This is a genomic window from Desulfobacter hydrogenophilus, from assembly GCF_004319545.1.
Taxonomy (GTDB): Bacteria; Desulfobacterota; Desulfobacteria; order Desulfobacterales; family Desulfobacteraceae; genus Desulfobacter; species Desulfobacter hydrogenophilus.
Window position 1 is genome coordinate 1,723,239 of record NZ_CP036313.1, and the last position, 24,583, is coordinate 1,747,821.

Here is a 24,583-nt window from a genome sequence, read left to right on the forward strand (position 1 = left end):
TATCTAAGGACAAATGACAATGGCTAAAGTCTTAATGAAAGGCAATGAAGCAATCGGTGAAGCCGCCATCAGGGCCGGCTGTCTAAACTATTTTGCATACCCCATCACGCCCCAGTCGGAAGTCGCCGAGTACCTGAGCAAACGTCTGCCCGAAGTGGGCGGCGTGTTTCTCCAGGGCGAAAGTGAAGTGGCCGTGGGGTATATGATTTTTGGGGCCTCGGGTGCCGGAGAGCGTGTCATGACCACATCATCTTCTCCGGGCATCAGCCTGATGAGTGAAGCAATTTCCTATATTGCCGCTGCCCAGTGCCCGGCAGTATTTGTTAATATTATGAGGGGTGGCCCGGGGCTAGGCGGTATCCTGCCGTCCCAGGGTGATTATTTTCAGGCAACCAAGGGCGGCGGCCACGGCGACTACCATTTGTTGGTCCTGGCACCGGACGGGGTCCAGGAAGCCGTGGAGATGACCATGCAGGCTTTTGGTCTGGCGGAAAAATACAGAAATCCAGTCATGGTCATGGGCGACGGCATGATCGGCCAGATGATGGAACCAGTGGAGTTCCCCGATGATTTAAAAACCGAACCCACCAACAAGGACGACTGGGCCACCAACGGCATGTCCACCCGGAAAAGCAAAAAGTCAAACCTGGTGAAATCCCTGTTTCTGGATCCTGCTGAACTGAACCAGCACAACCTGAATCTCAAGGCCAAATACGAGCAGATGAAAAAGGAAGATGTTCAGTATGAGCTGTACAATACAGATGGGGACTATCAGGTCCTGATTGCAAGCTACGGCACCATGAGCCGCGTATGCCGCACCGCCATTGACATGCTCAAGGCTGAGGGCATTGAAGTGGCCATGTTCCGCCCCAAGACCTTATTTCCTTTTCCTGAAAAACAGGTGCATGATGCCGCAGTGAAAGACAGCTGCAAATGCGTTATCAGCATTGAAATGAGCATGGGCCAGATGGTGGAAGATGTCCAACGGTGCGTTATGGGCAAAAAACCGGTGGAATTTTACGGGGAATGCGGCGGTGAAATTCCGTCACCTGAAAAAATCATCGAAATCGTAAAAGAACTGATCGGGTAACGCGCCGGTCAAGGAGAAAATAATGGGAAAAGCATTTTCTAAACCAGAGGTGATGACAGACAATTACACCCACTATTGTCCCGGCTGTACCCACGGCATTGTCCATCGGCTGGTGGCCGAGGCCATAGACGAACTGGGCATCCGGGAAAATACCGTGGGCATCGCCCCTGTAGGATGCGCTGTCATGATCTACAATTATTTTGACTGTGACTTCCAGGAAGCCGCCCACGGCAGGGCTCCTGCCATGGCAACCGGCATCAAGCGGGTACGCCCGGATATGATGGTATTCACCTACCAGGGGGACGGGGACCTTGCCAGTATCGGCATGGGTGAAATCATTCATGCGGCTAACCGCGGGGAGAAAATCACCGTCATTTTTATCAACAATGCCATTTACGGCATGACCGGCGGCCAGATGGCCCCCACCACCATGCCGGGCCAGCGTGCCACGACGGCTCCGGCCGGTCGTGATACAGCCCAGACAGGCATGCCCATCCGCATGGCCAATCTCATGAGTGAAATTGTGACCCCGGGCTATGTCACCCGGCAGGCCGTACTCAAGCCCCAGATGGTGAACAAATGTAAAAAGGCTATTAAAAAGGCATTCCAGTACCAGATGGATAACACCTGTTTCAGTTTTGTGGAGGTGATCTCCACCTGTCCAACCAACTGGGGCATGACGCCCATTGATGCCTTGAAGTGGGCCGAAGAAACTTTGCTGCCTTACTATGAACTGGGCGATTATAAAACCCCTGAAGACGCCTAAACAATTGGGAGACACCCATGCAGACAGAAATTAAATTTGCAGGATTCGGCGGCCAGGGCATTCTTCTCAGTGCTAAGCTGCTGGCCTATGCCGCAATGAAGCAGGGATACCAGGTCGCCTGGATTCCCTCCTACGGACCGGAAATGCGGGGCGGCACCGCATATTGCACCGTTGTAATCAGTGACAAGCTTATTGGATCACCTATTATAAAAAGTCCCAGCCACCTTGTGGCCATGAACCGGCCCTCCCTGGAAAAATTCGACGACACTGTTAAACCCGGGGGGATTGTATTTATTAACTCATCACTGATTCCGATCAGAAGCCAGCGCAAGGATGTGGTCGAGCTGGCGGTGCCGGTCAATGATATCGCCATTGAGGCCGGATCTGTCAGAGCCGCCAACATCGTTGCCTTGGCCGCATTTGCAGCCAAAAGCAAGGTGGTGGATCTGGATCTTTTAAAAAAATGCATCAAGGAAGAATTTGCCGCCAAAGCAAAAATTATTCCCTTGAACATGGATGCGTTTGACAGGGGGGTAGCTGCCGCCCAGGCATAACCATAATAGGCCTCTAAAAAAACGGACCCAGAAAACACCAAAGGCGGAAAAAAGTGCTTTAGAAGCCTTTCTTCCGCTTTTGGTCGGGGGCTCATAAATTTTAAAAATTTAATTTCACCCCGGCATAGGCGGAAATATCCGCTGTCCCATATCCGCCAACTTCTTCATACTCCTCATCAAATAGATTCTCTATCCGTCCAAAAACCTTCACGTTTTTGCAGATTTGATAAGAGACAGCCAAGTTGACCAGGGTATAGGCGTCCAGCTTTTCATCGCCGTCATCTCTTTCGCTGACATAGACTGAAGTGAAATGGATCTGCAGATGCTTAGTGGGATAAAAATTTAGATCAGCTGTACCTTTATGCAGTGGGCGTCTGTCGAGCCGGTCTCCATTATCATCCTCAGTGTCGGTATACGTATAGCCAAGCTGCATATTAAAATAATCACAGGGATGCCAGGCAATTGTTGATTCAATGCCTTGGGTTCTTATTCCATCAATGTTCTGATAGGTCCAGCTGTTATTATCCCAATCAATGAAATTATCAATATCATTCCAAAACCAGGAAAGTCCTATAACAATTTGTTTATCCATGAACGATTGTTCAACGCCGATATCATATCCAATACTCTCTTCGGGCTCAAGATCTTCAGTTCCATAATACTCATGTCGATGGTCATGTTAAATTGAGCCAAAAATGGTCATTTAAAACTGAGCCACTAGGGAATTAAACAGGGGGGACCGCAGGATCACTCCCCCCTGTTTAATTTCCCGGGTAAATGCCATCCTGGTAATTTTATCTGGGATAACAGTGGAGTGTTTATGAAAAAAAGGAGATCATTTTGGATATACTGGATCTGCACAGGTCCGGCTTGACCCAGCGGGCCATAGCCCGGCGCCTGGGCATAAGCCGTAACACCGTCAAAAAGTATCTTGAAGCCCCGGAAAGTTGCTTAAAAAATCCAAAGTCATACCATCGCACGAGTATTCTTGATCCTTATCACAACACCATCAAGGCCTGGCTTGACGAAGACGAGTATTACACCGCCACCTGGATTTATGACCGTCTTGTCAACCAAGGATATACCGGTAGTTATGAAACCGTGAAGCGAAAGGTCGGTAAATTCAAGAAACAAAAACAAAAAATTGCCTACATGCGCTTTGAGACCGAACCCGGCCACCAGGCCCAGGTGGATTTTGGAGAATTTCAGGTTGAGCTTCCCGATGGCAGTATAAAGAAGCTGTATCTGTTTTCAATGATTCTGGGATATTCCCGGAAAATCTATACAGAATTGATCGAACGATGCGACATGCCAAGCTTTCTTGACTGCCATATACACGCCTTTGAATACTTCGCTGGCGTCTCGGATCAGATACTCTATGATCGCATGAAAAATGTGTATATCGCCAAGCTGACCGGTAAGGACAAGTTTAATTCAACCCTGATAGGATTTGCCGTTCATTACGGATTTGTTCCCAAAGTGGCCCCCGCTTATGCCGCCTGGGTCAAGGGAAAGGTCGAACGTCCTTATACCTTCATCCGGGAAGGCTTTTGGCGGGGATACGGCTTTGTAAACCTGGTTAGGGCCAACAAGAACCTTTGGTCTTGGATTATAAAAAAGGATGAACGGATTCATGGCACGACCCATGAGAAAGTCAGCACCCGGTTTAAGCGGGAGCAGCCACATTTAAATGCACTGCCTCCCCAGACGTTCGACACCTCGTATCGTATTTACCGGCGGGTGTATAAAGACTGCACTGTCCACTTTCAAGGAAATCGCTATGTCACACCCCACACCCTGGTAGGAGAACAGGTCATACTTCGCCCGAAAGATGGTCAGCTACGTATTCTCCAAAACTGTTGGCTGGTAGTTACCTATGAGATTCCATCAACAAAAGGCAATTTGGTGCAGAAGAAGAGATTCTACGAGGACATGAAAAAGGACATTGACATGAATCGGCGCAAATATCACCACGGTAAAAAAGGTAAGGGACGGGCGAAACAGACTATCAGTCCCCAGAAGCCACAATATGACATGGATGTTGAGGTTCGCTCCATCTCTGCATATGAAGAAATAATGCAGGAGGTGTCTTCATGAGTGATACCCTTGTAATGGATCGTATTGAATCCAACCTTAGCCGGCTAAAACTCTCCCGGATCTATGAAGTTTTAGGCAGCCTTGCCAAAACAGCCGAGGAGCAGGGAAAAAGTTATCTGTCTTTTCTGGATGAACTGCTTGAAGAAGAAGTGGCGGCGAAGGAGCAGCGCCGGATCGAAACCGCATTAAGGATATCAGGACTGCCGTATATCAAAAGCATAGATGATTTTGACTTCGCCTTCCAACCCGGTCTGGATAAACAAAAAATCATGGGGCTTTTTGATCTGAGCTTTATCCGTGAAAAAGGCAATGTGATTTTTCTTGGCCCTCCTGGTGTGGGAAAGACGCATCTTGCGATATCACTTGCGTTGAAGGCATGCCAATCGGGCATGAGTATCTATTTTACTAACATGGAAGATTTGATTATCAAGCTGCGAAAGGATCACGAGGCTGGGAAGCCGGGTAAGGGCCGTGGATACTATAAATCGTCCTTGGTCGTCGTTGATGAAGTGGGTTACACGCCCATCACCCGGGAAGAATGCAATTTATTCTTTCGTTTTATTGCCAACCGTTATGAAAAAAACAGCACCATTATCACATCAAATAAGGCGTTCGGAGACTGGACAGAGCTGTTCCATGACCCGATCATAGTGACGGCCATCCTTGATCGACTACTTCACCACAGCGCCGTCGTTAATATTAAGGGTAACAGTTATAGACTGAAAGGTAAAAAGCCATGAATACGGGCAGTATTAAGGATGGGACGAAAATAACCTCAAAAATGACCCTGTTTTTTTGTAAAGCGTTATACACTTATCTAAAAAGTCCTAATACCAGTCATTTTCAGAGATTGTCTTGCCGAAAGGCGGTATCCATATGTTAGAAAAACGTGGAGGGTACAGGGGAAAGCCAAAGCCCAAACTACCACCACACCTAAAGCGGGTTCATGTCAATGCTCGTATACAAAAGTGGATGCTTGATAAGCTCAAAAGAAGAGGTGAAGTTGGAATAGTGTTGGAATATATATTGATTGAAGCCGGTTTTAAATATCATGACCCTTCAACAGAAAAAAACAAAGGAGGTTTATAGAATGAATCGGGGTGGCTCATTTTTGATGACCATAAATGGCTCAATTTCTGGTGCCCATTGACACTTCAAGACGTCCTGTTATTTCATCTGTATTTTGGGTGTCCAGAGTATCTCCAAATTCAGAGTTCCAATTTGCATCGTACGTAAACCCATCCATATCATATTCAGATTCTGCCAAATGAAGATTAAAATTAAGATCTATAATTTCACTGGGGATTGCATTGATCTTCAAGCCTGCACTTTTATTTTCATATCCGTCATTTTCGCTATTTCCATCCTCTTCGCTGGCAGTGGAAAACCCATCGGTTTTTGTACCGGAGACAGTAATCGACGCAGTCACATAATCATTGCCAAAAGAGCCGCCGGCCACGCCACGTTTGGTGCTGTATGAACCGGCTTCAACGGAAACATAACCGGTTGGTTTTTTTGTCCTTTTTTCGTAATTATGTTGATAACACCGCCGATGGCATCAGAACCGTAAAGAACACTCTGGGGGCCCCTGATAACCTCAATACGTTCAATATTATCCGTTGTTAAATTTGACAGATTTGACTCGGCTGCAGGAGCCGAAGGATCTCTAAATTCAATGCCATCGACCAATATCAGGGTATGTTTATTGGCCGTTCCACGCATAAAAATAGAGACCGCTGCACCCTTGGGGCCGGACTGAATCACACTTACACCCGGCACACTGCGCAGAACATCAATCACCTGGATCTGCTGCTTGGCCTCAATTTCTTTTGACGTAATAACGGTAACCGAAGTTCCCAGCTGAGAAATGCGGGTCGGCGTTCTTGTTGCACTGACTACCACATCTTCTAAAACACTTGTTTCCTCTGCCGATGGGTCTGCCCCAAAGGCGTTCAGCGGCGCTAAATAAAGCGCAAAAATAAACACAGATAGTTTCACCACAGGATGTTGCATATTCACTCTCTCCTCGTAATCATCCGGGCATAAAAAAACCGGATCAAAAAAAATTCAATCCGGGATTTCCCAAACTATCTCAGAATCTTTCGTGCCTACCCAGTCCTCGAGGTTATCGACACCTTGCCCAAGCAGGTCTTCTGACTCCCGGGGCTTGCTTTCCCTGCCCCTTCCCAGTACTTTGTACCAGTGGTTTAATGCAGAGACGTATTTCCGGTCACAGCGGCGGGTCCGTTCCTGAATTTCACAGGATTCCCTCTTTAGCAGTTTTTCTTAAAACTGCCATTGTGCTTTTACACACCTGAACAATTTTTTTGTGTTTTTATAACTGATGCACAGAATTTGTCAAACAGATAACAGCTTTTACAACGATTCTGAGAATTCATCTCTCAGAATCTTTCAGGCCGCCAGCCTTGTCTATAAACACCCAGGGCCGGCCGGAGTTGGGATTTCTCCCCACCCGGACAGGGGTCTGGTATACGGTCTGGATATTTTTTCGGGTCAGGACCTGTTCCGGAGCGCCCATAGCATGAATCCGCCCTTTGTCTTTGTCGAGCAGCACCAGATTATCAGAATATTCAGCAGCCAGATTCAAATCATGGATTACCATGAGCACGGTAAGGCCAAGACTGTCCCGCAGTCCGGAAATAAGATCCAGAATTCTGACTTGGTGGGTGATGTCAAGATGCGCTGTGGGTTCATCCAGCACAAGGAATTTAGGTTCCTGGGTTAGCGCCCTTGCAAGGGCAGCCAGTTGGCGCTCCCCGCCTGAAACCTGGTCCATGGCGGAATCGGCAAGGTCCCCGATGCCCGCGACCGTCATAAAATGCCGGGCAAGTTCCCTGTCTTTGCGGGTTTCAAAAAATTGAAACGGTTTGAAAAACGGCAGGCGACCTATCAGTACATAGGCTTGAACCTGCATGGGTAAAGGGTCCAGATTCTGGCGGACCACAGCCATTTGCCGGGCAAGTTCGGCCCGGGTCTGGATGCAGATGTCCTTTCCCTTGAGCACAATTTTTCCCTTAAACGGTTCCAGAGTCCCGCAAACCGTGCGCAGCAGGCTGGTTTTACCGGTGCCGTTGGGACCGATAATTGAAACAATCCGGCCCGTTGGCACATTAAAGCTGATATTGGACAATATCCGACGGTGACCAAAACCCAGGGTGATATCCTGGATTTCTAACAGCGGCGATGGTGTCATATGTCCCCCTTTTTTCTGGAAATAGCCCAGATGAACACCACGCCGCCAATAATGCCGGTAATAACGCCCACAGGCAGTTCCAGCGGCGTGATCACGGTCCGTGCCACCACATCGCACATCAGCAGGAACACGGCACCGGACAGATAGGAGGCCAGTAAAAGTATTCTGTGATCCGGTCCTGTGATCAGGCGCATGAAATGGGGAACAATAAGCCCCACAAACATGATGACGCCTGCCATGGATACGGACAGACCGGTTAGAAACGATGCAATGAGAAAGATGCCTTTCCGGGCCCGGGCCGTATTCACCCCAAGGCCTGCGGCTTCTTCTTCGCCCAAGGCCAAGCCGTTGAGGTCAAAACAGAAAAAATAGGAGAAAAAAAGGCCGGCCAGAGACCCCGTCAGGGCCATGCGGATCAGACGCATGTCCGGTTCATCCAAAGATCCCATAATCCAGAGCACAATGGCCTGGAGATCGTCGGGCCGGGCCAGGGCCATGAGCAGCATGACAAGGGAGGAGGCCACATAGGAGATCATGACGCCGGTAAGCAGCATCCGGTTGGAACGGATATGCCGGGTGCTGCGGTTTAGTCCGTATACCAGAAAAATAACCAGGCTTGCACCGACAAACCCGGATAAAGGATAGGCAATGATGCCGATGACCGCGTAGAGTTTGAACAGGATATTTATGCAGATGCCAAGGGATGCCCCGCCGGAGATCCCAAGGGTATAGGGTTCCACCAGAGGATTTTTAAACAGACCCTGGAGCAGGGTGCCGGCAAGGCCTAATGCCCCGCCCATGGCAATGCCAAGCAGAGTTCTCGGCAGCCTGATGCCCATAAGGATGCTGTATTCGGGACTGCCCGGCCCTGCAGCAATGATTTCCGGGATGTCAAAAAATCGGATACCTGCACTGCCCACGGACAAGGATAGGCCTGCTGTAAACACCAGAAGAATAAACAGGCCCAGGGAGAACAGGCCCCATGACCTGGCATTGGCTTTCAATTGGAGGACCCTTCTGCAGTGCCGATTTCCGGATGAATCAGGGCTGCCACCCGCTGAAGACCGGATGCAAAGCTGGCTGGTGTGGGATGGCAGATCACTTCCGGATCGAGCACGTGAATTTCGTTATTCCCGGCAGATGTCAGGGAAGGAAAATCCATCCACCGTTTTTTCTCAAAAATTGCAGCTTTTTTACTTGTCCCCATGGTGGCCACGAGGATGACATCCGGGTCCTGCTTAATCACCTCTTCACGGGAATAGATGCCGGAGGGTTGATTTTCTGCGATATTAACGGCATTGGCCTGGATAATATATTCATTGATAAACAGATCTTTGTTTACCGTGTGAAGGGGTTTGAGACCAATCTGAATAAATACCCGTCTCGGGCTTAAGCCCGCAACCTGTTCGCGGACTCTGTCCACATCATCGGAGGCCTGTTGCACAAGAGTCTGGGCCTGGGGTGTTTTACCAAGGGCGTCTGCAATTTTCAGGGTAATGACGCACATCTGGTCAAAGGTTTTGGGGTTGCGGATCTCCATGATCCGGATACCCTGGGATCGAAGAATTTTAAGCTGCTTTTCCTTGCTCAAAGGAGAGGAGATCACAAGATCCGGTTCCAGGATGATAATCTTTTCGACATTCATCCGGGTTACGGACCCGATCTTTTCTTTCCGGGCTGCCTCGGGGGGCACTGTACAATAGGAGGTGTCGGCAAGCAGCTGGTCCTGGGCACCCAAAAGGTAAATGGTTTCCGTAATAAAGGGGGACAAAGAGACCACCCGGATAGCCGGGGCAGGCCCTTGGGCTGGGGCCCAGGCCGGAATACAGACCAGGACAGACACCCAGACTAAAAACGTTTTAAAAGGCTTGGGCCTGTCCATTATTCGATATTCTCTCCAACCCGGTCTTTGGCGCCGGTCATAACGGCATTCAACGCTTTTTTGATCACAATGGGAACACGATCATCCCAGATCATATCCATTATATCAATAGGCTGGCCCGCGATCTTTTCCGCAATCTGTCCGCACCACAGGTCAAAGGCGTCGATACTTGAAATCTGACCGCGCTCATAGGCATCGCTTAAGGCTAAGGCGGATGCCATGAATCCTGAAATCTCTTTGTTCAGCAGCAGGTGCTCAACCATGGCATTGAATTCACTTTTCTTTTGCTGACAATTGCACTGGGCCTGGGAGGTGATTTCATAAATGCTGATATTTCGTTCCTTCAGACGCTGGATAACATGGCGGTTGGCCAGAACACCGTTCTGTTTTTCTACGGCATTTCTAACCGCTGCGTAAACCGCCTTTGCAATGAGTTCTCCCATTTTTGAATGGCCGCCTGCATTATCAATAGCGCACCCCTTCCCTTCCACCACCAGGATATTGTCCGTGCCCGTGCCCGTGGCCGGATTTTTCGTCCCGGAGTAGCTTGAACGAATGTCCAAGTCTTCAAGTAGGGCGGTCTTGGCTTCCGTGGCCGAAATAATTGCCCGGGCCATGGCCCGGGGGGTTAGGTGCATGTTGGTGAATATCAATATATTAATGGTGCCCGGTTCATAAAATACGCCTTCATCTGCGCTCATGCGCACAGCATTGGACATAACTCCTGCCGTAACCAGCGCCGTGACTTTCATGTTTTTAAATGTTTCGGTCCGGATGGACAGATTGCCCATATCCGCCCCTGTCGTGAGCAGGGCCGTGGTTTCGGTTTTTCTGCCAATGGCACCAAGGATGCTGGTGCGAACAGAATCTATGCCCGGCAGATGCCCTGGCATCCAGGTGGGGGGCGGCGTATAATGGTTTCCCACGGTTGTAATATTATCCCGCCAGCCTTCCAGGGTGGACAAAATAGTCATGGGGACCTTTAGATCAACCGCCAGGGTTTTGTTGGGATAGTCAAACACGTAGGCGTTGACAATGGATGCGTTTTCCACATATGGCAGATCCTTTGATATGTCCAGTTCAAGAGGCGTTTCATCTATAACCCCGGGCGGATGGACATCATTTTCCCCATCGGCAAATTCTTGTGTATAAATCAATGAGGAGAGATAGGCCACAAAGTCGGCGGTGTGAACCGACGCCCTGCAGGTTAAATCACAGGGCAGGTAATAGATTTGGTGGTTTTTCACCGCATCCACATCCTTCCATCCCGGCTTTGAGAAAAATTTTTCCGCCACCCGTTTGTCATCCCCGCATCCATAAATCACTTGGGGATTAAAGCGTGTCCACTCTTCCAGGGTTACGGGCACAATATTGCCTGTTTTGCCGAAATCCGGGGCTTGGCCACCTGCGGACCGGATCATTTCAGCCTGGAACGTATCAGCCCCCGGCGTCATGATACTGTCCCGGCCCATGAGCCGAATCACCCGTTTATATTTCATTTTTGCCTTGTCCAGCTTTGCTTTGACATGGGCCAGATTGTCCATGTTCTTTTTCACCAGGTCCAGGGCCCTGGCTTCATGGCCTGTAATCCGCCCAAACGTTTTCATCTGGGCCCAGGCCTGGGCCAGGGATTTTGTGCCATAAACAAAAACTTTCAGTCCGGAGGCTTTTGCATCCTTAATGATCCGGCGGTGAAAAGAAGAGGCAATGAGCAAATCCGGATTCACTTTTTTGATATGGGCATAGGAAGGATTGAAAAATCCGCCCACAACCTCCCGTTTGTCTGATCCTGAAAGCGTCACATCATGGTAGGTGGCCCCTTTAAGCCGCCCCCCCGCTCCGATGGTTACAAGGATTTCCGATGCCGTGGGCACAAGGCTGACAATTCTTTGGGGCGTCTGTTCAAAAACAAGGGGTGCACCGGTACTGTCTTGCACCTGAATTCGGGCAGCCAATGCCGTAACACTTCCCAGGCAAAGCCCCGTGAAGAGAACAGCAACGATATAAAAAATAGGGAGATAACGGTTCCGAAGTAAATATTTTAAATACAAACGCATCCTTTTCTCTCTTTAGGGCATGTAAAGATCGCAATCAAAATCCCCCATATGATTTGCCTTTTAAGCCGTCTTCCGCGTTGCGTTACTGTGCACCAGGAACAATATGATTACAGTAAGACGCCTTGAATAGGACTTAAAATTCTAAGTTATATTGGGACGGTTTTATTCTGATCCCGAGCCCCACACTACAGCGACATTTGTTTTTTTTAGGCTACCGTTTTAATCCGGGCCACCCAGCAGAATAAGGATCTTGTGGGATGTCCTATTTTTATAGATTTACGTGCTGGAAAACTCGGATCAACCGGTTCAAACTGTCCCGCATTATGTCGGTAGCCTTTTTTTACATCCCCCAAAAGGGGGAACTCACCACATTCTATCTGATTTAGAGCTATAAAATGCTCCATCGATGGGGTGATTTTGGAAGTGTCGCTATAGTGCTAAGACCATAATTGGATAACTGTAATAGTCCATTGCAGTTTTAATTATAGTTTGCGCTTATCCTTGAGCACTGCATTTGAAATGACAATACGCTGAATTTCACTGGTGCCTTCGTAGATGGTAAATACCCGGGCGTCCCTGTAAAAGCGTTCTACCGCGTAATCTGTGGTAAACCCGTATCCCCCGTGGATCTGAATGGCCCATGCCGTTATTTCCTGCACCATTTCAGAGGCAAATAGTTTTGCCATGGAGGCTTCCCGGGTAAATTTTTCCCCTCGGTCCTTCATGGAGGCTGCAGATAGAATCAACTGCCGGGCAGCCTCTATCTTTGTGGCCATATCCGCAACCTGAAAACGAATGGCCTGGTGTTTGGTGATGGCCACTCCGAACTGCTTGCGTCCCCGGGCATATTTTATTGCGGCATCAAAGGCGGCCTGGGCCACGCCAATGGACTGGGCTGCAATCCCAATCCTGCCGCTGTCCAGGCCGGACATGGCGATCTTAAACCCATCCCCTTCCTTGCCCAGGATATTGTCGGCCGGCACCCGGCAATTTTCAAAAATCAGATCCGTGGTGTCCGATGCCCGCAGCCCCATCTTGTCTTCATGATGTCCCACCACGAGACCGGGTGTTGTCTTGGGTACAATAAAACAGGATATGCCTTTATGTCCCTGGGTTTCGTCCGTTTTGGCCGTAACAAGGACCACAGCACTGTTTTCTCCGGACGTGATAAAACGCTTGGTGCCGTTAATCACGTAGTCATCGCCGTCCTTCACGGCTGTGGTGGCCTGACTCACCGGATCAGACCCCGCATCGGGTTCGGTCAGGGCAAATGCCCCGATGATCTCTCCGGAGGCCAGGGGCACGAGAAATTCCTGCTTTTGTTTTTTTGTGCCGAATTTATTGAGGGATTCGCACACGATAGAGTTCTGGACCGACATCACCACGGAGGTGGATGCACAGGAATATGCGATCTCGGAAAGGGCCAGCACGTAGGAAACAGCATCTGCGGCTTCCCCACCAAACTCTTCGGGTACCATCATACCCATCAGCCCAAGCTCCCCCATCTGTTTGAAATTTTCTGTGGGGAACGCTTTGGTTTTATCCCGTTCAGCAGCCGTGGGGGCAATGACTTTGCGTGAAAATTCACGCACCATATTCTGGATCATCACCTGTTCATCCGTTAACTTGAATAACATGGTATCTCCTTTTTCAAAAACACAGCTTCAGGGTGCATAGACCACCACAATCAGTTCGGCATCGTTATCACCGATATTGCGCAGGTCATGCTTGATACCTGAATTGAAGTGAAGGGATTCTCCTGTTTTCAAGGTATTGATATGATCCCCTACCTGGATTTCAACTTCTCCGGCCAGCACATAGGCAAACTCTTCGCCCTCGTGCTGAAACCCAACCCCTTCATGGCTGCCGCCTGTTTCTACGACGATGCGGAATGCCTTTAAATGGTTGTTTTCAGCCCCAGGGGATAATGGCGTATACGCATAATGATCCGTTCGCTTGGTATAGGCATCTGCCCTGGCTTCCACGGAATCATCCGGCTCCTTGAGCAAGAAGCCGGACTCCAGTTGAAGGGTGCGTGAGAGCTGGAGCAGCGTGCCCACTGAAGGGCGCTGCTCTCCGCTCTCAATTTTTTTGATAAATTCTTTTGATAGCCCGGTTTCATTGGCCATAGCATCCAGGCTGATTTTTTTGTCCAACCTGACGCGTTTGATCCGGACGCCGACATGGGTGATTTCCTTATTTTTAGCCATACGATCTCCAATAGTTTGAGGGTGATCAACTCACCGTGGGCTTTTGCAAGCCCCTTCTGAATCTGTGATTCAGGAGGGGTCGTTGACACGCCATCTTTGACTGAGCGCTCGTTCAGCGCCGATGGACTAAAAAAGACACAACGTTCATTTACTCTACAACTTCAATCCAGCCTTCGGTATCTTCGGCTTTTCCGTACTGAATCGCGGTCAGGGCATTATAAAATTTCATGCATGTGTCACCGGGCTTACCATCACCGATATTAATGATCCGGTCTTTATAACGGATCTCTCCCACAGGGGAAACAACAGCAGCGGTTCCGGAGCCGAACATTTCCTGCAAAGTGCCATTGTCGGCAGCGGCAATGACCTCATCAATGCTGAGCTTGCGCTCACTGACCTTGATACCCCATTTTTTGGCCAGATCAATGACTGAAAAGCGGGTAATGCCGGGAAGAATGCTGTTGTTCAGCATTGGGGTAATCAGTTCGTCATTAATAAGAAAGAAAATATTCATGGCCCCGACTTCTTCAATATATTTGAGCTCTATACCATCCAGCCACAGAACCTGATTATATCCTTCTTTTTTGGCCTTTTCCCCGGCCAGAAGACTGGCTGCATAGTTCCCCGGGGTTTTGTATTCGCCGACACCGCCGCGTACGGCCCGGACATGGTCTTCGCATACCCAGATTTTGACGGGCTGAAGCCCCTGGGCATAGTATGATCCCACAGGACTAAGAATGATAAAAAACTTGTATGTATAGGATGCCCTGACACCAAGGAACGGATCTGTGGCCACGATGGTGGGCCGGATGTACAAAGAGGTTCCTTCGGATTCGGGAATCCAGGCTTCTTCAATTTTGAGCAGTTGTTTCAGCGCATCCATGACAAAATCGATATTGATTTCAGGAATGCAAAGGCCCTGGCAGGAACTGTTCATACGGGCAAAATTATCACGGGCCCTGTAGAGTTGAATTTTTCCATCTGCTGTCTTATAGGCTTTCAGGCCTTCAAATACCGCCTGCCCGTAATGCAGCACCATGCTTGCCGGCGACATGGAAAAATTGCCGTAGGGTTCAATGCGGGCATTGACCCATCCCTTGCCCTTCTCATAATCCATGACAAACATATGGTCGGTAAACACCGTACCAAATCCCAGGTCTTTATCCTTGGGCCGGGTTCCTGGTTCAGATACCCGGGTAACTTTAACCTCCATTGCGCCTCCGTTCTCAATTGGTGTTAACTGTCATTCAACCGGCCGACCTGTTTTTATTTTTTGCCAATGTATTCCAGGCAATGCCGGTTAAGCCGCTCACAGCAAAGCAGCCCATACTTTTAGTAAAATGTCATATTAGGACAATAATAAATTGAAAGCAAAGATATTTTAAAGCGTTATCCCATTTTATGCCATGGTCCATAGAAATTTGATTCCGATAAGTATTAAAACGCCTCCCAGTAAGCGTTTAACGCTTTGGGGTTTCATTTTTTTTTGCATCACCCGGGTTCCCAGATATCCACCGGTCCAGGCGGCCAGCCCTGCAAAAACAAGAATTTTAACGGACACCGATCCCATGGCCGCATAGGTGACAAAGGCTGAAAATGATGAAAAAGGCACTGAAAAGGCTGTCACCATGGCTACTCTTTTAGGGTTGAATCCCTGGACCACCATCAGGGGGGAAATAATACCGCCCCCGCCAACACCAAGAAGTCCTGAGACAAATCCGGCCAGCACACCGACGCCCAGGGGGCCTGCAACGGTACGGTCTTCCCGGTACTGATTCGCGTATTTTGAGCCTTTGAAAAACATCATCATGGAGCCGGAAAAGAATAAAAAGCCGATAAAAATAAACAGCAGGGTCTGGGTGGGAAAAAAATGGCCGGCCCATGCGCCCACCGGGGCCGTCACAAAGGATGAGACAATGATGGGCAGCCCAAATTTTACGTCCAGTTTCTTTTCCCTGAAATTGAGCCAGGTGGCCCCGAGCATGCTCACACAATTGACAAAAAGCCCGGTTGGCCGGGCCAGGTTAAAGGGAACACCGATCCAGGCTAAAGCGGGAATGAGAATAACCGCCGACCCCACACCTCCCAGAGCGAAAATGAAACTTAAACCAAATGAAAGAAAAACAATAACAAGAAGATGGGATTCCATTTCAGCTTGTCCTTTACAATGGAAAAAAGATACCGGTAAGAGCGGCTGTGACCGCTGCCTGCCGGTATGGATATTGGGCTACATTTTGGTCAAAGGACCTGGCTTGAATGCCATGGCCATATCTTCGGAAGAGGCCGTCAGCCCCTTTACTTCTTCATACCCGTTGGCCAGCAGATAAGTGTAGGCCATGGCCCCTCTGAATACCGAGGAGCAGAAGGTGACGATAAATTTGTCCCGGGACACCTCGTCCAGTCGGTCCGGCAGTTCATTCAAGGGGATATGCAAGGCAAAGGGAAAGGAAAGATGATTTACTTCTTCGTTAGTTCTCACATCCAAAAATAAAAAATGATCGTTTCCAAGGACTTTGCGCATCCCTTCGATGCTCATTCCGTGTTCGCCGGAACCGAAAAATTGGAAATCCATTTCCTTAAAGATTTCATTCAGATCGTTCATCTTAAGTTATCTCCTTAATTTGCAGTCGTGATTGTACGTTGATTTAAATGCCCTACGGTCGGCTATACAAAGGCGACCGTAAGGGTCAGAATGGAAAGGTCCCTCAACCAAGTTAAGATATTTGTGAGTGGTGGGATAAAAACCCGTCAGTTCAACAAAGGGGTGAGGATAAAATATCCGCCCAAAAGGGCTATGGTTATTCCGGCAAGTTTTCTGAACCAGGCCCCGGCACCGTTCCATGCGCTGTTCTCAAGCAACTTTTTTACCGCTGCAGTCGAGCTGCCGGCAATAACGATGGGCAGGCAATGGCCCACGGCGAAAAGGATAATCAAAACGATGCCTGCGGTTAATTTTTCCTGGACAGTGATAATTGCCAGTATCGGGGCAATAAACCCGAATGTGCATGATCCGGACAAAACACCATAGGCAAGGCCGAGTACAAACGCCCCGAATTTGCCCTTGATATTTAGCTTGTGCAACGGCCCCCCAGGCATCGCGCATTTTTCAACGCCCAGCATCCCAAGGGCGACCCAGATCAGGATCATGCCGACCAGAACCTGCCACCAGCTTCCCACATCTCCCAACATCCGTCCAAGCAGGGCACAGATGATGCCGATCAAAGCAATGGTAATAAAAAGCCCGGTTGTAAAAAGGACAGAATAAATGCCGGCCTGCCTGGGCTGTACCATTTTTTCCTGGCCGCCCACATATCCGACGATCAAGGGGATGGAAGCCAGATGGCAGGGACTGAACAACACGCTGATCACACCCCACAAAAAGCATCCGGCTGCAGCGATCCAGATGCCGCCGGTCATCCAGTGGTTCACCGATAGGAATATAGAATCCAGCATGGCTTATCCCTTATTTTTAAAATCCGGTTTTCCCACGCCCATTTTTTTCATCTGGTCCACGATGGCTTTTTCATCCATGAAACCCACATGCCGCCAGACTTCTTCGCCCTTTTCATTAAAAAAAATCTGGGTGGGTATGGCGCTGATTTTAAACCGACGTGCCTGCCCTCGGTTTTCCCAGACATCAATAAAAACAATGTCAGCTTTTCCGCTATAGGCTTTTTCAAGCTTGGCTATAATCGGTGCCATCATTTTGCAGGGAATACATTTTTTTGCCCCAAGGTCGATCATGGTAACCGTTCCTTTTTCAGGAATTTTAGAAAAATTCTGGGCATGGGCCGGCAGGGCAAAGAGAAAAGCCGAAATTACCGCGAGAAAAATAAATTTTATATGAAAGTTCCAATAAGTTGTTAAGTCACTTTCATGTCTTGTTATGGATTGAGCCTGGGGGTTGTCCATAGACCAGGTCAGTCCATGGCTGTTATTTCGATGGGTTAACATGATGCCTTCCTTATTTTTTCAGCCAGGAAATAATATCTTCTTTTTTGGGCACTTTCCCTGTGCATTTGACCTCTCCATCCACAATGACTGAGGGAGTACCGAAAACACCGTATGAAGCTATCTGCATCATATCTGTGACTTTTTCAACGGTTGCCTCCGCCCCTGTTTCCTTAATAGCCTCCTGTACCAGTTTTTCAGTTTTGATGCATTTGGCGCATCCAGGTCCCAATACTTTGATTTCCATTTTTAAACTCCTATTTTGTTTTTTGTTGTTTTCCCACAATATCAAACCGGTCAATCCCAGGAAGCACCTGCTTGATTTGTTTAATTTCACTGGAATCTTCCAACCAGTGGATGAGATTGCCTATCATATTGGCTGCATAGGGAGAACCACTTCCGTCTGCAACGGAATAGTTTACCCATAAGCCATCTTTAAACCCTCTTATTAATTCTGCATCTTCAAGAATTTTCAAATGCTTGCTGGCAGTAGATTGGGCTATTTCAAGGGCCTCTTTAATTTCACAGACACAGAGAGGACGGCATTGGAGCATTTTCATTATTTTGACCCGGTTGGGATCTGACAGCGCTTTCATGACTTTGATAAATTGTTTCATATATTGTCCTTTATGCTTATCATATCGATATAGATGAATCTAATGATATGACGAGTCGATGTCAAGCATTTAAACCAAAGAAATTCCGATCATGGGCCTAAGGCTCATAATCAAAATAACCCCTCCCATATGGTTGGCCTTTTCATCCGTCTTCTTCGTTGTGACAATGAGCACATATTTCAATATGCTCCCATTGCCACGCCTTGAATACGGATGAAAATTCTAAACCATATTTTGGAAGGTTTTATTCCGATCATGGGCCTAACCGAAAACCGTGCCGTAGATCATGCCGGCAATCGTGGACAGGACAACGATGATGGTACAAAAGACAGCCGTCTTTTTAACACCCATTATCCCGCCGATAACCAACATGTTGGGCAAGGACAGGGCCGGACCGGCCAGCAGCAGGGCAAGAGCAGGCCCTTTTCCCATACCTGCGCCTAAAAGCCCTTGGAGAATGGGAACTTCGGTCAAGGTGGCAAAGTACATGAACGCCCCGGCCACAGAGGCAAATAAATTGGCCCACAGTGAATTGCCTCCTAAAAGGGACTGGATATAGTGCTCGGGGATCAGTGCCGGGTGGCCCGGTCGACCCAAAAGGAATCCGGCCACAATCACACCGCCAAATAAGAGGGGAAAAATTTGTTTCATGAATCCCCAGGTCGCATCTATCCAGGAGACGCACTCGTCTTTTGTAAACCATGCCTTGAGCATCCAGAACAGGGAGATCAAAAGAAAGGCGGTAATGTACCATTTGACAGCAAAAATGCCCGCCCAGAGCCCCGTGGCACCTGGCGCCGGTTTGGCAAAGGCTGCAAAGACAAGAATCAGAACCATGACCAGGATATAGATACTGTCCTGGAAAAGGGTTCGTCCCTTGTCCTCTTCATCCGGCAGATAAATTTTACCGGTGGTTCGGTTCATATCATCCTTTTTAAAGATGGTCGCCATTAACAAGCCCGTCACCACTGCAAAAACGACAGCTCCCACAGCCCGGGCAAGACCCAGCTGCCAGCCCAGGATTTTGGCGGTCATGGTAATGGCCAGGACATTGATGGCAGGACCGGAATACAAAAAGGCCGTGGCGGGTCCGATCCCCGCTCCCCGGGTGTATATTCCGGCAAAAAGCGGCAGCACGGTACAGGAACAGACGGCAAGTATGGTTCCTGATATAGATGCCACTGAATAGGACAATATTTTTTTTGCCTGATTTCCGAAATACTTCAGCACCGATGCCTGGGATACAAATACGGCAATGGCACCGGCAATGAAGAATGCCGGAATCAGGCAGGTCAGAACATGTTCTCTGGCATATTCCTGAAGCATCATAAAGGCTTCGAGCCCGGACTGCCTGACAACCGGGTGGGCCCAGGGGATAAAATAGGCCATGAGATACAAGGCCACCAGGTAGAACAACTTGGTTTTTTCCTTCATTACTAACTCTCCTTATCTATAAACAATATCTTTAAAACTGAATATATAGATTTAAATATCCTGTGTCAATTTTTTTTGTCTATCTAATTTCAGTTAATCGCGCAAATACTTTTTCCATTGACATCTTATCCGGTGCTGATTACATTCATTTAGCTATATGGCTAATTATATTATTGGATGGTTTGTATGGACTCAACACTTTCTATAATTAAATCAATATCAGATAAGAACAGGTTAAGAATTTTAAGCGGACTTTTTGTTCATAATGAACTATGTGCCTGTCAAATAACTGAATTTTTGGGGGTTACGGGAGCGACTGCTTCCAGGCATCTAAAGTTGATGGTAAATGCCGGAGTATTGAAAAACCGTAAGCAGGGCCGATGGATATATTTTCGAATTAATACGGAAGATTCGTCATTAACTGATCTTCTTGACTGGGTGAAAGATAAAACCGAAAAATCCGAACAGGTAAAACAGGATTTGAAAGCATTACAACAAATATTGCAGGTCCCCTGTGACGCCTTGAGCTGGAAACAACGAGAACGGGATGCCTGCTCCACCACAAAAAGAAAGGATAATGCATGATGGGAGAAAAACTTAAAATACTATTTCTTTGTACTGGTAATTCCTGCCGGAGCCAGATGGCCGAAGGCTGGACCAGGAAATTAAAGGCAGACACCATTGATGTTTTTTCGGCCGGTGTTGAAACCCACGGCCTCAACCCTAATGCCGTAAAGGTTATGGCTGAAGCCGGTGTGGATATCTCCGGCCACCGATCCAAGCTGGTCAATGAATTTATGGATATGGAACTGGATGCCGTTATCACCGTCTGTGACAATGCCCATGAAACCTGTCCTTATTTCCCCCCCCGCTGCAAGGTTCTCCATGTCGGTTTTGATGATCCACCCAAAATGGCCGCAGCACTTGCGGAACAGGGGGAAAGTGAAGAAAAGCAGTTAGACTGCTATCGAAAAATCAGGGATCAAATCAAGGCATTTGTTGAAAAGATGCCTGAAAATATAAGTAACAGAGTTGTATAGTCAAATCGAGGAGAAAAAAAATGAATACAGGCACTGAAAATGACCGCAAAATGAGCAGCCTTTTTGAACGCTACCTGACGGTCTGGGTTGGGTTATGTATTATCGGCGGCATTCTTCTGGGTAAAATCGCTCCGGATCTTGCCAAAACCTTAGACGGGATGTCAATCAATATCAGCGGTGCGCCGGTTGTGTCCATCCCCATTGCGGTTTGCCTCTTCTTCATGATGTACCCCATCATGGTGAAAATCGACTTTGCGTCGGTGATCAAGGCTGGGAAAAGTGGGAAACCTGTCTTTTTGACCTTGTTCATCAATTGGTGTATCAAGCCTTTTACCATGTATGCCATTGCATTATTTTTTCTGGGGTTTCTTTTGAAGTCCTTTATTGGTGCCGAGGCCATGGATCTTGTAAGAATGCCCTTTGGCCTTGATTTACCCATCGGCGCTCAGCATGGTGCCGGAATTGTTGTCCTGCAGGACGGCATTAAAATGCTCCAGATTCCCTTGTGGCGAAGTTATTTTGCCGGTTGTATTCTTTTGGGAATTGCCCCCTGTACCGCCATGGTATTGGTGTGGGGCTATCTGTCCCGGGGAAATGACGGCCTGACTCTGGTGATGGTGGCATTGAATTCTCTTACGATGCTGGTCCTGTATGGTGTACTCGGCGGTTTTCTGCTTGGCGTGGGCAAACTTCCTATTCCCTGGCAGGCCCTTTTATTGTCTGTAGCCATTTATGTAGCCCTGCCGCTTGTAGCCGGTTTTTTTTCAAGAAAATGGATCATCAAGGCAAAGGGTGAAACCTGGTTTAAAGAAAAATTTTTAGGAGTCCTGACCCCGGTTACCATCTCTGCCCTTTTATTGACCCTTATCCTCTTGTTCAGCTTTAAAGGAGAGGTCATTACGGAAAATCCATTGACCATACTTTGGATTGCCATTCCGCTTTTCATTCAGACAATTTTGATTTTTGCCATTGGATATGCTGCTGCCAAATTTCTGAAATTAAGATATGAAGAGGCTGCACCCGTAGCCATGATCGGCACATCCAATCATTTTGAAGTTGCCATTGCAACTGCCGTGATGCTGTTTGGGCTTTCTTCCGGAGCGGCTCTTGCCACCGTGGTCGGTGTTCTGATTGAAGTACCGGTCATGCTGATGTTGGTCGGCTTCTGTAAAAAAACAACACATTGGTTTAAGAACTAAAGACCGCAGATTAAATATTGGCGAAGTACCTTTTCCAGGAGTGTTCGAATCAGTCAAACAGTTTAGGCCCAAGTTCAAAACAAAACCTTCCATATGGTTTGCCTTTTCATCCGTCTTCTTCGTTGTGTCAATGGGTACATATATTTAATATGCTCCCATTGCCACGCCTTGAATACGAACGAAAATTCTAAATCATATTTTGGAATGTTTTATTCCGATTATGGGCCTTATTCAGAGGGGTGGGGGATAGTGATCTGGTCGCTATTGGGGTTTTGGGTATTGTAGGCCACATTAAAATCAAGATTGTTGTCGATCATCACCTGGACGGCTTTGCCGGCCACACACTTCCCCTTGTCGTCATGAATGGGCTTTGTCTTGATATGCCCCCGGGGACAAAAGCGGTAGCCATAAATCCGGCCCCGTGTCCGAAGTTCTTCTAAAAAATTCAGGAATAAGCCTATCATGAAGATTTTTCGGAATATAGCGAAGGGCGTTTTTCAAGGCCATCGCGGTCTGTGACCGGGTCCGGCGAAACCCTCTGTCCGGTGCCCTGCGAACGTCTGAAAGAAATTGTTGTTTTGGCCAATAATCTTTTTGACAATGCATTTGAATTCATGACAGTTAAAGGGGATAAAATTTTTGATCCCGGTCGGTCCGGGAAGCTGTCAACGGTTTGTTGCGCCTGTCATTTTGTTTGTATGAATAAGGATTTGTCTCATGAACACGCCCCATCAACTGACTGTATTTGATTTTTTCCACAGAAACACCCAGATGAACGGCCCGGGATGCGCTCTGTATTATAATGGTGAAACCCGCAGCCATTTAGAGCTGTTCGACGATGCCTGCCGGTTGACCTGCGGCATGGCGAAACTCAATCTGGCTGCCGGCACCCGGGTGGCCGTGATCGCCAAAAACCACCCGGCTTTTTTCCACCTGCTTGCATCGGCTTCCGCCTTAAATCTATGTCTTGTGCTCATTAACCGACGACTGGGCGAAGATGAACTGGCCCATGCCCTTGATGACACCACGCCACAGGTGGTCATTTATGATAACGAAATAAAAGATAAAATCGGTCCTCTGATTCAGGACAGAACCGGCATTGCTCACAGCTTTAACCTGGCGGAGGACTTTTCCACCCTCTATGCGTCTGACACCCAGGGTGCCATTGGACTGGCCGACGATTCAGACCCGGACCTTGCCTACATTATTATTCACACCGCAGCCGTCCAGGGTAAGCCACGGGGGGCGGTGCTCAGCCAGGCAAACCTTATCCTGGCCAACCTTCAGCTCGTGCATGCCTATGGTCTGGACAACACTAAAGCATATTTAAATATTTTACCCCTGTTTCACATCATGGGGGTGAATATCGGGCTTGCCACGCTCATGGCCGGCGGGAAAAATGTGATTATGGACCAATTTTCCCCTCAATCCAGTCTTGACCTGATCCGGGAACAGAATGTGTCGATGTTCGGCTCCTTCCCGCCGATTTTGGGTCGTATTCTGGAATGCATCCAGTGCCAGGATACGCCGCTGGATCTGTCCAGCCTTGAAATTGTTGCGGGCCTTGAAAACCCGGAAACCGCCGAACAGTGGGAAGCCGCTACAGGGTCAAAATTCTGGATCATGTACGGACAGACTGAAACCTCCGGCCTTATTACGTTTTCCCCTATTTTTGAGGCGCCCGGATCAGCGGGCAGAGTCTCGCCCCTGGTCAGGATGATCGTTGTTGATGATCTGGATAATGCCCTTCCGGCAGGCAGTGTCGGAGAAATCCTTGTCAAAGGCCCCCTGGTGTTCAAGGGGTACTGGAATGCCGACGAGCTGAATTCATTTACATTCAGAAACGGCTGGCACCATACCGGCGACATGGGACAGCTGGATGAAAACGGCTACCTTTATTTCAAAGGCCGCAAGCCGGAAAAGGAATTAATCAAACCCGGCGGGGAAAACGTGTTTCCTGCAGAGGTGGAAAAGGCTCTTGTCAGCCATGAAGCCGTAGACAAGGCATGTGTCTTCGGGGTTCCGGATGCGGAATTTGGAGAGGCCATCAAGGCCGTATGTTCCCTGAATGTTGGCTGTACCGTTGAAGAAAAAGAGCTAATCGCCTATACCGGCAACCTGATTGCCGGTTTTAAGAAACCAAAATCTATTGTGTTTGTTGATCCGTTGCCCCTGACTGCGGCAGGAGACATCGACCGTTTTGCAATTAAAGAAAAATATACCCACGGGCAATAAATATCATACACCAGGTAAGCCCGGCACAGTCCTTGTCGACAAAGTTTTTTGTCCCAACGACTGTGCCATACAGCTTTTTTTAGCCATTTTGCTTTCCATACGATTTTTTATTCTCCCTTCCCTATTGTTCAATAATGGTTACTTCTTTATTGACCAACATAAAAGTTATTTGTATAAAACTTATCCGCAATGATGCTAAAAAGCGTCACAAGATAGATTGCGAATTATAACAAGGAG

Annotated in this window: 27 protein-coding genes, 1 pseudogene and 1 riboswitch; of the genes and pseudogenes, 10 read left to right on the forward strand and 18 right to left on the reverse strand. The window is 48.2% G+C overall.

Annotated elements, in window-relative coordinates:
* Positions 1-19: 19 nt before the first annotated feature.
* Genes vorB through EYB58_RS07335 form a run of 3 tightly spaced genes read left to right on the forward strand, consistent with a single transcriptional unit; the run spans position 20 to position 2,410 of the window.
* On the forward strand, positions 20-1,090 hold the full coding sequence (gene vorB, locus EYB58_RS07325) for a 3-methyl-2-oxobutanoate dehydrogenase subunit VorB (RefSeq protein WP_111959881.1): 1,071 nt from the start codon (positions 20-22) through the stop codon (positions 1,088-1,090).
* Positions 1,091-1,112: 22 nt separating this feature from the next.
* Complete coding sequence (locus EYB58_RS07330; protein ID WP_111959879.1) at positions 1,113-1,856, forward strand: thiamine pyrophosphate-dependent enzyme; 744 nt, start codon at positions 1,113-1,115, stop codon at positions 1,854-1,856.
* A 17-nt stretch (positions 1,857-1,873) separates the two neighbouring features.
* Entirely contained in the window at positions 1,874-2,410 is a 537-nt protein-coding gene (locus EYB58_RS07335; RefSeq protein WP_111959877.1) for a 2-oxoacid:acceptor oxidoreductase family protein, read from the forward strand.
* A 100-nt stretch (positions 2,411-2,510) separates the two neighbouring features.
* On the opposite strand, the pseudogene EYB58_RS07340 reads toward EYB58_RS07335, so the two are convergent.
* A pseudogene (locus EYB58_RS07340) lies at positions 2,511-3,062 on the reverse strand (TonB-dependent receptor domain-containing protein); the annotation flags it as partial.
* A gap of 188 nt (positions 3,063-3,250) precedes the next feature.
* Here EYB58_RS07340 and istA point away from each other — a divergent pair.
* From istA to EYB58_RS07355, 3 genes are all read left to right on the forward strand, one after another.
* On the forward strand, positions 3,251-4,507 hold the full coding sequence (gene istA, locus EYB58_RS07345) for an IS21 family transposase (protein WP_163354685.1): 1,257 nt from the start codon (positions 3,251-3,253) through the stop codon (positions 4,505-4,507).
* Positions 4,504-5,247 carry an IS21-like element helper ATPase IstB gene (istB, locus tag EYB58_RS07350; protein ID WP_242637588.1) on the forward strand — a complete coding sequence of 248 codons (744 nt, stop codon included), beginning with the start codon at positions 4,504-4,506 and terminating at the stop codon, positions 5,245-5,247. The genes istA and istB overlap by 4 nt, the downstream gene beginning before the upstream one ends.
* 136 nt (positions 5,248-5,383) lie before the next feature.
* Positions 5,384-5,596, forward strand: coding sequence for a hypothetical protein (locus EYB58_RS07355; protein ID WP_111960819.1), 213 nt, complete (start codon positions 5,384-5,386; stop codon positions 5,594-5,596).
* Between the two features lie 40 nt (positions 5,597-5,636).
* Here EYB58_RS07355 and EYB58_RS07360 read toward each other — a convergent pair whose 3' ends face one another.
* The 16 genes from EYB58_RS07360 to EYB58_RS07435 form a co-directional block, all read right to left on the reverse strand.
* The gene (locus EYB58_RS07360) at positions 5,637-5,966 is read right to left on the reverse strand and encodes a hypothetical protein (RefSeq protein ID WP_131072025.1); all 330 of its coding nucleotides are present in this window, start codon (positions 5,964-5,966) and stop codon (positions 5,637-5,639) included.
* The gene (locus EYB58_RS07365; RefSeq protein ID WP_111954331.1) at positions 5,933-6,520 is read right to left on the reverse strand and encodes a TonB-dependent receptor; all 588 of its coding nucleotides are present in this window, start codon (positions 6,518-6,520) and stop codon (positions 5,933-5,935) included. The genes EYB58_RS07360 and EYB58_RS07365 overlap by 34 nt, the downstream gene beginning before the upstream one ends.
* 113 nt (positions 6,521-6,633) lie before the next feature.
* A riboswitch (cobalamin riboswitch) is annotated at positions 6,634-6,840 on the reverse strand.
* A gap of 62 nt (positions 6,841-6,902) precedes the next feature.
* A complete protein-coding gene (locus EYB58_RS07370; protein ID WP_111954333.1) occupies positions 6,903-7,721 on the reverse strand; it encodes an ABC transporter ATP-binding protein in 819 nt (272 codons plus the stop codon).
* Entirely contained in the window at positions 7,718-8,725 is a 1,008-nt protein-coding gene (locus EYB58_RS07375; RefSeq protein ID WP_111954335.1) for a FecCD family ABC transporter permease, read from the reverse strand. The genes EYB58_RS07370 and EYB58_RS07375 overlap by 4 nt, the downstream gene beginning before the upstream one ends.
* Positions 8,722-9,603 carry an ABC transporter substrate-binding protein gene (locus tag EYB58_RS07380; RefSeq protein ID WP_111954337.1) on the reverse strand — a complete coding sequence of 294 codons (882 nt, stop codon included), beginning with the start codon at positions 9,601-9,603 and terminating at the stop codon, positions 8,722-8,724. Before EYB58_RS07380 ends, EYB58_RS07375 begins: the two co-directional genes overlap by 4 nt.
* Complete coding sequence (locus tag EYB58_RS07385; RefSeq protein WP_111954339.1) at positions 9,603-11,660, reverse strand: helical backbone metal receptor; 2,058 nt, start codon at positions 11,658-11,660, stop codon at positions 9,603-9,605. Before EYB58_RS07385 ends, EYB58_RS07380 begins: the two co-directional genes overlap by 1 nt.
* A gap of 482 nt (positions 11,661-12,142) precedes the next feature.
* On the reverse strand, positions 12,143-13,297 hold the full coding sequence (locus EYB58_RS07390; protein WP_111954341.1) for an acyl-CoA dehydrogenase: 1,155 nt from the start codon (positions 13,295-13,297) through the stop codon (positions 12,143-12,145).
* A 27-nt stretch (positions 13,298-13,324) separates the two neighbouring features.
* Complete coding sequence (locus EYB58_RS07395) at positions 13,325-13,870, reverse strand: helix-turn-helix domain-containing protein (protein WP_111954343.1); 546 nt, start codon at positions 13,868-13,870, stop codon at positions 13,325-13,327.
* Between the two features lie 148 nt (positions 13,871-14,018).
* On the reverse strand, positions 14,019-15,083 hold the full coding sequence (locus EYB58_RS07400; protein WP_111954345.1) for a branched-chain amino acid aminotransferase: 1,065 nt from the start codon (positions 15,081-15,083) through the stop codon (positions 14,019-14,021).
* Positions 15,084-15,269: 186 nt separating this feature from the next.
* Positions 15,270-16,019 carry a sulfite exporter TauE/SafE family protein gene (locus EYB58_RS07405; protein ID WP_111954347.1) on the reverse strand — a complete coding sequence of 250 codons (750 nt, stop codon included), beginning with the start codon at positions 16,017-16,019 and terminating at the stop codon, positions 15,270-15,272.
* Positions 16,020-16,097: 78 nt separating this feature from the next.
* Positions 16,098-16,472 (reverse strand): rhodanese-like domain-containing protein, encoded by a 375-nt coding sequence (locus EYB58_RS07410; protein ID WP_111954349.1) that lies wholly within the window; start codon positions 16,470-16,472, stop codon positions 16,098-16,100.
* 146 nt (positions 16,473-16,618) lie between these two features.
* Positions 16,619-17,323: a cytochrome c biogenesis CcdA family protein gene (locus EYB58_RS07415; protein ID WP_111954351.1), complete on the reverse strand. Its 705-nt coding sequence runs from the start codon at positions 17,321-17,323 to the stop codon at positions 16,619-16,621.
* Positions 17,324-17,326: 3 nt separating this feature from the next.
* Positions 17,327-17,824, reverse strand: coding sequence for a thioredoxin family protein (locus EYB58_RS24415; protein ID WP_278186389.1), 498 nt, complete (start codon positions 17,822-17,824; stop codon positions 17,327-17,329).
* A gap of 10 nt (positions 17,825-17,834) precedes the next feature.
* Positions 17,835-18,068 carry a thioredoxin family protein gene (locus tag EYB58_RS07425; RefSeq protein WP_111954353.1) on the reverse strand — a complete coding sequence of 78 codons (234 nt, stop codon included), beginning with the start codon at positions 18,066-18,068 and terminating at the stop codon, positions 17,835-17,837.
* Positions 18,069-18,078: 10 nt separating this feature from the next.
* Positions 18,079-18,438 (reverse strand): ArsR/SmtB family transcription factor, encoded by a 360-nt coding sequence (locus EYB58_RS07430; protein WP_111954355.1) that lies wholly within the window; start codon positions 18,436-18,438, stop codon positions 18,079-18,081.
* 261 nt (positions 18,439-18,699) lie between these two features.
* Positions 18,700-19,872, reverse strand: coding sequence for a permease (locus EYB58_RS07435; protein ID WP_111954357.1), 1,173 nt, complete (start codon positions 19,870-19,872; stop codon positions 18,700-18,702).
* 186 nt (positions 19,873-20,058) lie between these two features.
* Between EYB58_RS07435 and EYB58_RS07440 the strand changes: the two genes are divergently transcribed.
* Genes EYB58_RS07440 through arsB form a run of 3 tightly spaced genes read left to right on the forward strand, consistent with a single transcriptional unit; the run spans position 20,059 to position 22,111 of the window.
* On the forward strand, positions 20,059-20,457 hold the full coding sequence (locus EYB58_RS07440) for an ArsR/SmtB family transcription factor (RefSeq protein ID WP_163354307.1): 399 nt from the start codon (positions 20,059-20,061) through the stop codon (positions 20,455-20,457).
* Positions 20,454-20,912, forward strand: a complete 459-nt coding sequence (locus tag EYB58_RS07445; RefSeq protein ID WP_423201851.1) for an arsenate reductase ArsC — start codon at positions 20,454-20,456, stop codon at positions 20,910-20,912. Before EYB58_RS07440 ends, EYB58_RS07445 begins: the two co-directional genes overlap by 4 nt.
* A gap of 20 nt (positions 20,913-20,932) precedes the next feature.
* Complete coding sequence (gene arsB, locus EYB58_RS07450) at positions 20,933-22,111, forward strand: ACR3 family arsenite efflux transporter (RefSeq protein ID WP_111954361.1); 1,179 nt, start codon at positions 20,933-20,935, stop codon at positions 22,109-22,111.
* 227 nt (positions 22,112-22,338) lie between these two features.
* Here the strand turns inward: arsB and EYB58_RS07455 are convergent, their stop codons facing one another.
* Positions 22,339-22,575 carry a hypothetical protein gene (locus EYB58_RS07455; RefSeq protein WP_207309141.1) on the reverse strand — a complete coding sequence of 79 codons (237 nt, stop codon included), beginning with the start codon at positions 22,573-22,575 and terminating at the stop codon, positions 22,339-22,341.
* 253 nt (positions 22,576-22,828) lie between these two features.
* Between EYB58_RS07455 and EYB58_RS07460 the strand changes: the two genes are divergently transcribed.
* A complete protein-coding gene (locus tag EYB58_RS07460) occupies positions 22,829-24,346 on the forward strand; it encodes an AMP-binding protein (RefSeq protein WP_111954363.1) in 1,518 nt (505 codons plus the stop codon).
* Positions 24,347-24,583: the final 237 nt, after the last annotated feature.

Coding starts and splice junctions, on each gene's coding strand:
- vorB (WP_111959881.1), top strand. CDS start 20: ATGGCTAAAGTCTTAATGAAAGGCAATGAAGCAATCGGTGAAGCCGCC.
- EYB58_RS07330 (WP_111959879.1), top strand. CDS start 1,113: ATGGGAAAAGCATTTTCTAAACCAGAGGTGATGACAGACAATTACACC.
- EYB58_RS07335 (WP_111959877.1), top strand. CDS start 1,874: ATGCAGACAGAAATTAAATTTGCAGGATTCGGCGGCCAGGGCATTCTT.
- istB (WP_242637588.1), top strand. CDS start 4,504: ATGAGTGATACCCTTGTAATGGATCGTATTGAATCCAACCTTAGCCGG.
- EYB58_RS07355 (WP_111960819.1), top strand. CDS start 5,384: ATGTTAGAAAAACGTGGAGGGTACAGGGGAAAGCCAAAGCCCAAACTA.
- EYB58_RS07365 (WP_111954331.1), bottom strand. CDS start 6,520: ATGCAACATCCTGTGGTGAAACTATCTGTGTTTATTTTTGCGCTTTAT.
- EYB58_RS07370 (WP_111954333.1), bottom strand. CDS start 7,721: ATGACACCATCGCCGCTGTTAGAAATCCAGGATATCACCCTGGGTTTT.
- EYB58_RS07380 (WP_111954337.1), bottom strand. CDS start 9,603: ATGGACAGGCCCAAGCCTTTTAAAACGTTTTTAGTCTGGGTGTCTGTC.
- EYB58_RS07385 (WP_111954339.1), bottom strand. CDS start 11,660: ATGCGTTTGTATTTAAAATATTTACTTCGGAACCGTTATCTCCCTATT.
- EYB58_RS07390 (WP_111954341.1), bottom strand. CDS start 13,297: ATGTTATTCAAGTTAACGGATGAACAGGTGATGATCCAGAATATGGTG.
- EYB58_RS07395 (WP_111954343.1), bottom strand. CDS start 13,870: ATGGCTAAAAATAAGGAAATCACCCATGTCGGCGTCCGGATCAAACGC.
- EYB58_RS07400 (WP_111954345.1), bottom strand. CDS start 15,083: ATGGAGGTTAAAGTTACCCGGGTATCTGAACCAGGAACCCGGCCCAAG.
- EYB58_RS07405 (WP_111954347.1), bottom strand. CDS start 16,019: ATGGAATCCCATCTTCTTGTTATTGTTTTTCTTTCATTTGGTTTAAGT.
- EYB58_RS07410 (WP_111954349.1), bottom strand. CDS start 16,472: ATGAACGATCTGAATGAAATCTTTAAGGAAATGGATTTCCAATTTTTC.
- EYB58_RS07415 (WP_111954351.1), bottom strand. CDS start 17,323: ATGCTGGATTCTATATTCCTATCGGTGAACCACTGGATGACCGGCGGC.
- EYB58_RS24415 (WP_278186389.1), bottom strand. CDS start 17,824: ATGTTAACCCATCGAAATAACAGCCATGGACTGACCTGGTCTATGGAC.
- EYB58_RS07425 (WP_111954353.1), bottom strand. CDS start 18,068: ATGGAAATCAAAGTATTGGGACCTGGATGCGCCAAATGCATCAAAACT.
- EYB58_RS07430 (WP_111954355.1), bottom strand. CDS start 18,438: ATGAAACAATTTATCAAAGTCATGAAAGCGCTGTCAGATCCCAACCGG.
- EYB58_RS07435 (WP_111954357.1), bottom strand. CDS start 19,872: ATGAAGGAAAAAACCAAGTTGTTCTACCTGGTGGCCTTGTATCTCATG.
- EYB58_RS07440 (WP_163354307.1), top strand. CDS start 20,059: ATGGACTCAACACTTTCTATAATTAAATCAATATCAGATAAGAACAGG.
- EYB58_RS07445 (WP_423201851.1), top strand. CDS start 20,454: ATGATGGGAGAAAAACTTAAAATACTATTTCTTTGTACTGGTAATTCC.
- arsB (WP_111954361.1), top strand. CDS start 20,933: ATGAATACAGGCACTGAAAATGACCGCAAAATGAGCAGCCTTTTTGAA.
- EYB58_RS07455 (WP_207309141.1), bottom strand. CDS start 22,575: ATGATAGGCTTATTCCTGAATTTTTTAGAAGAACTTCGGACACGGGGC.
- EYB58_RS07460 (WP_111954363.1), top strand. CDS start 22,829: ATGAACACGCCCCATCAACTGACTGTATTTGATTTTTTCCACAGAAAC.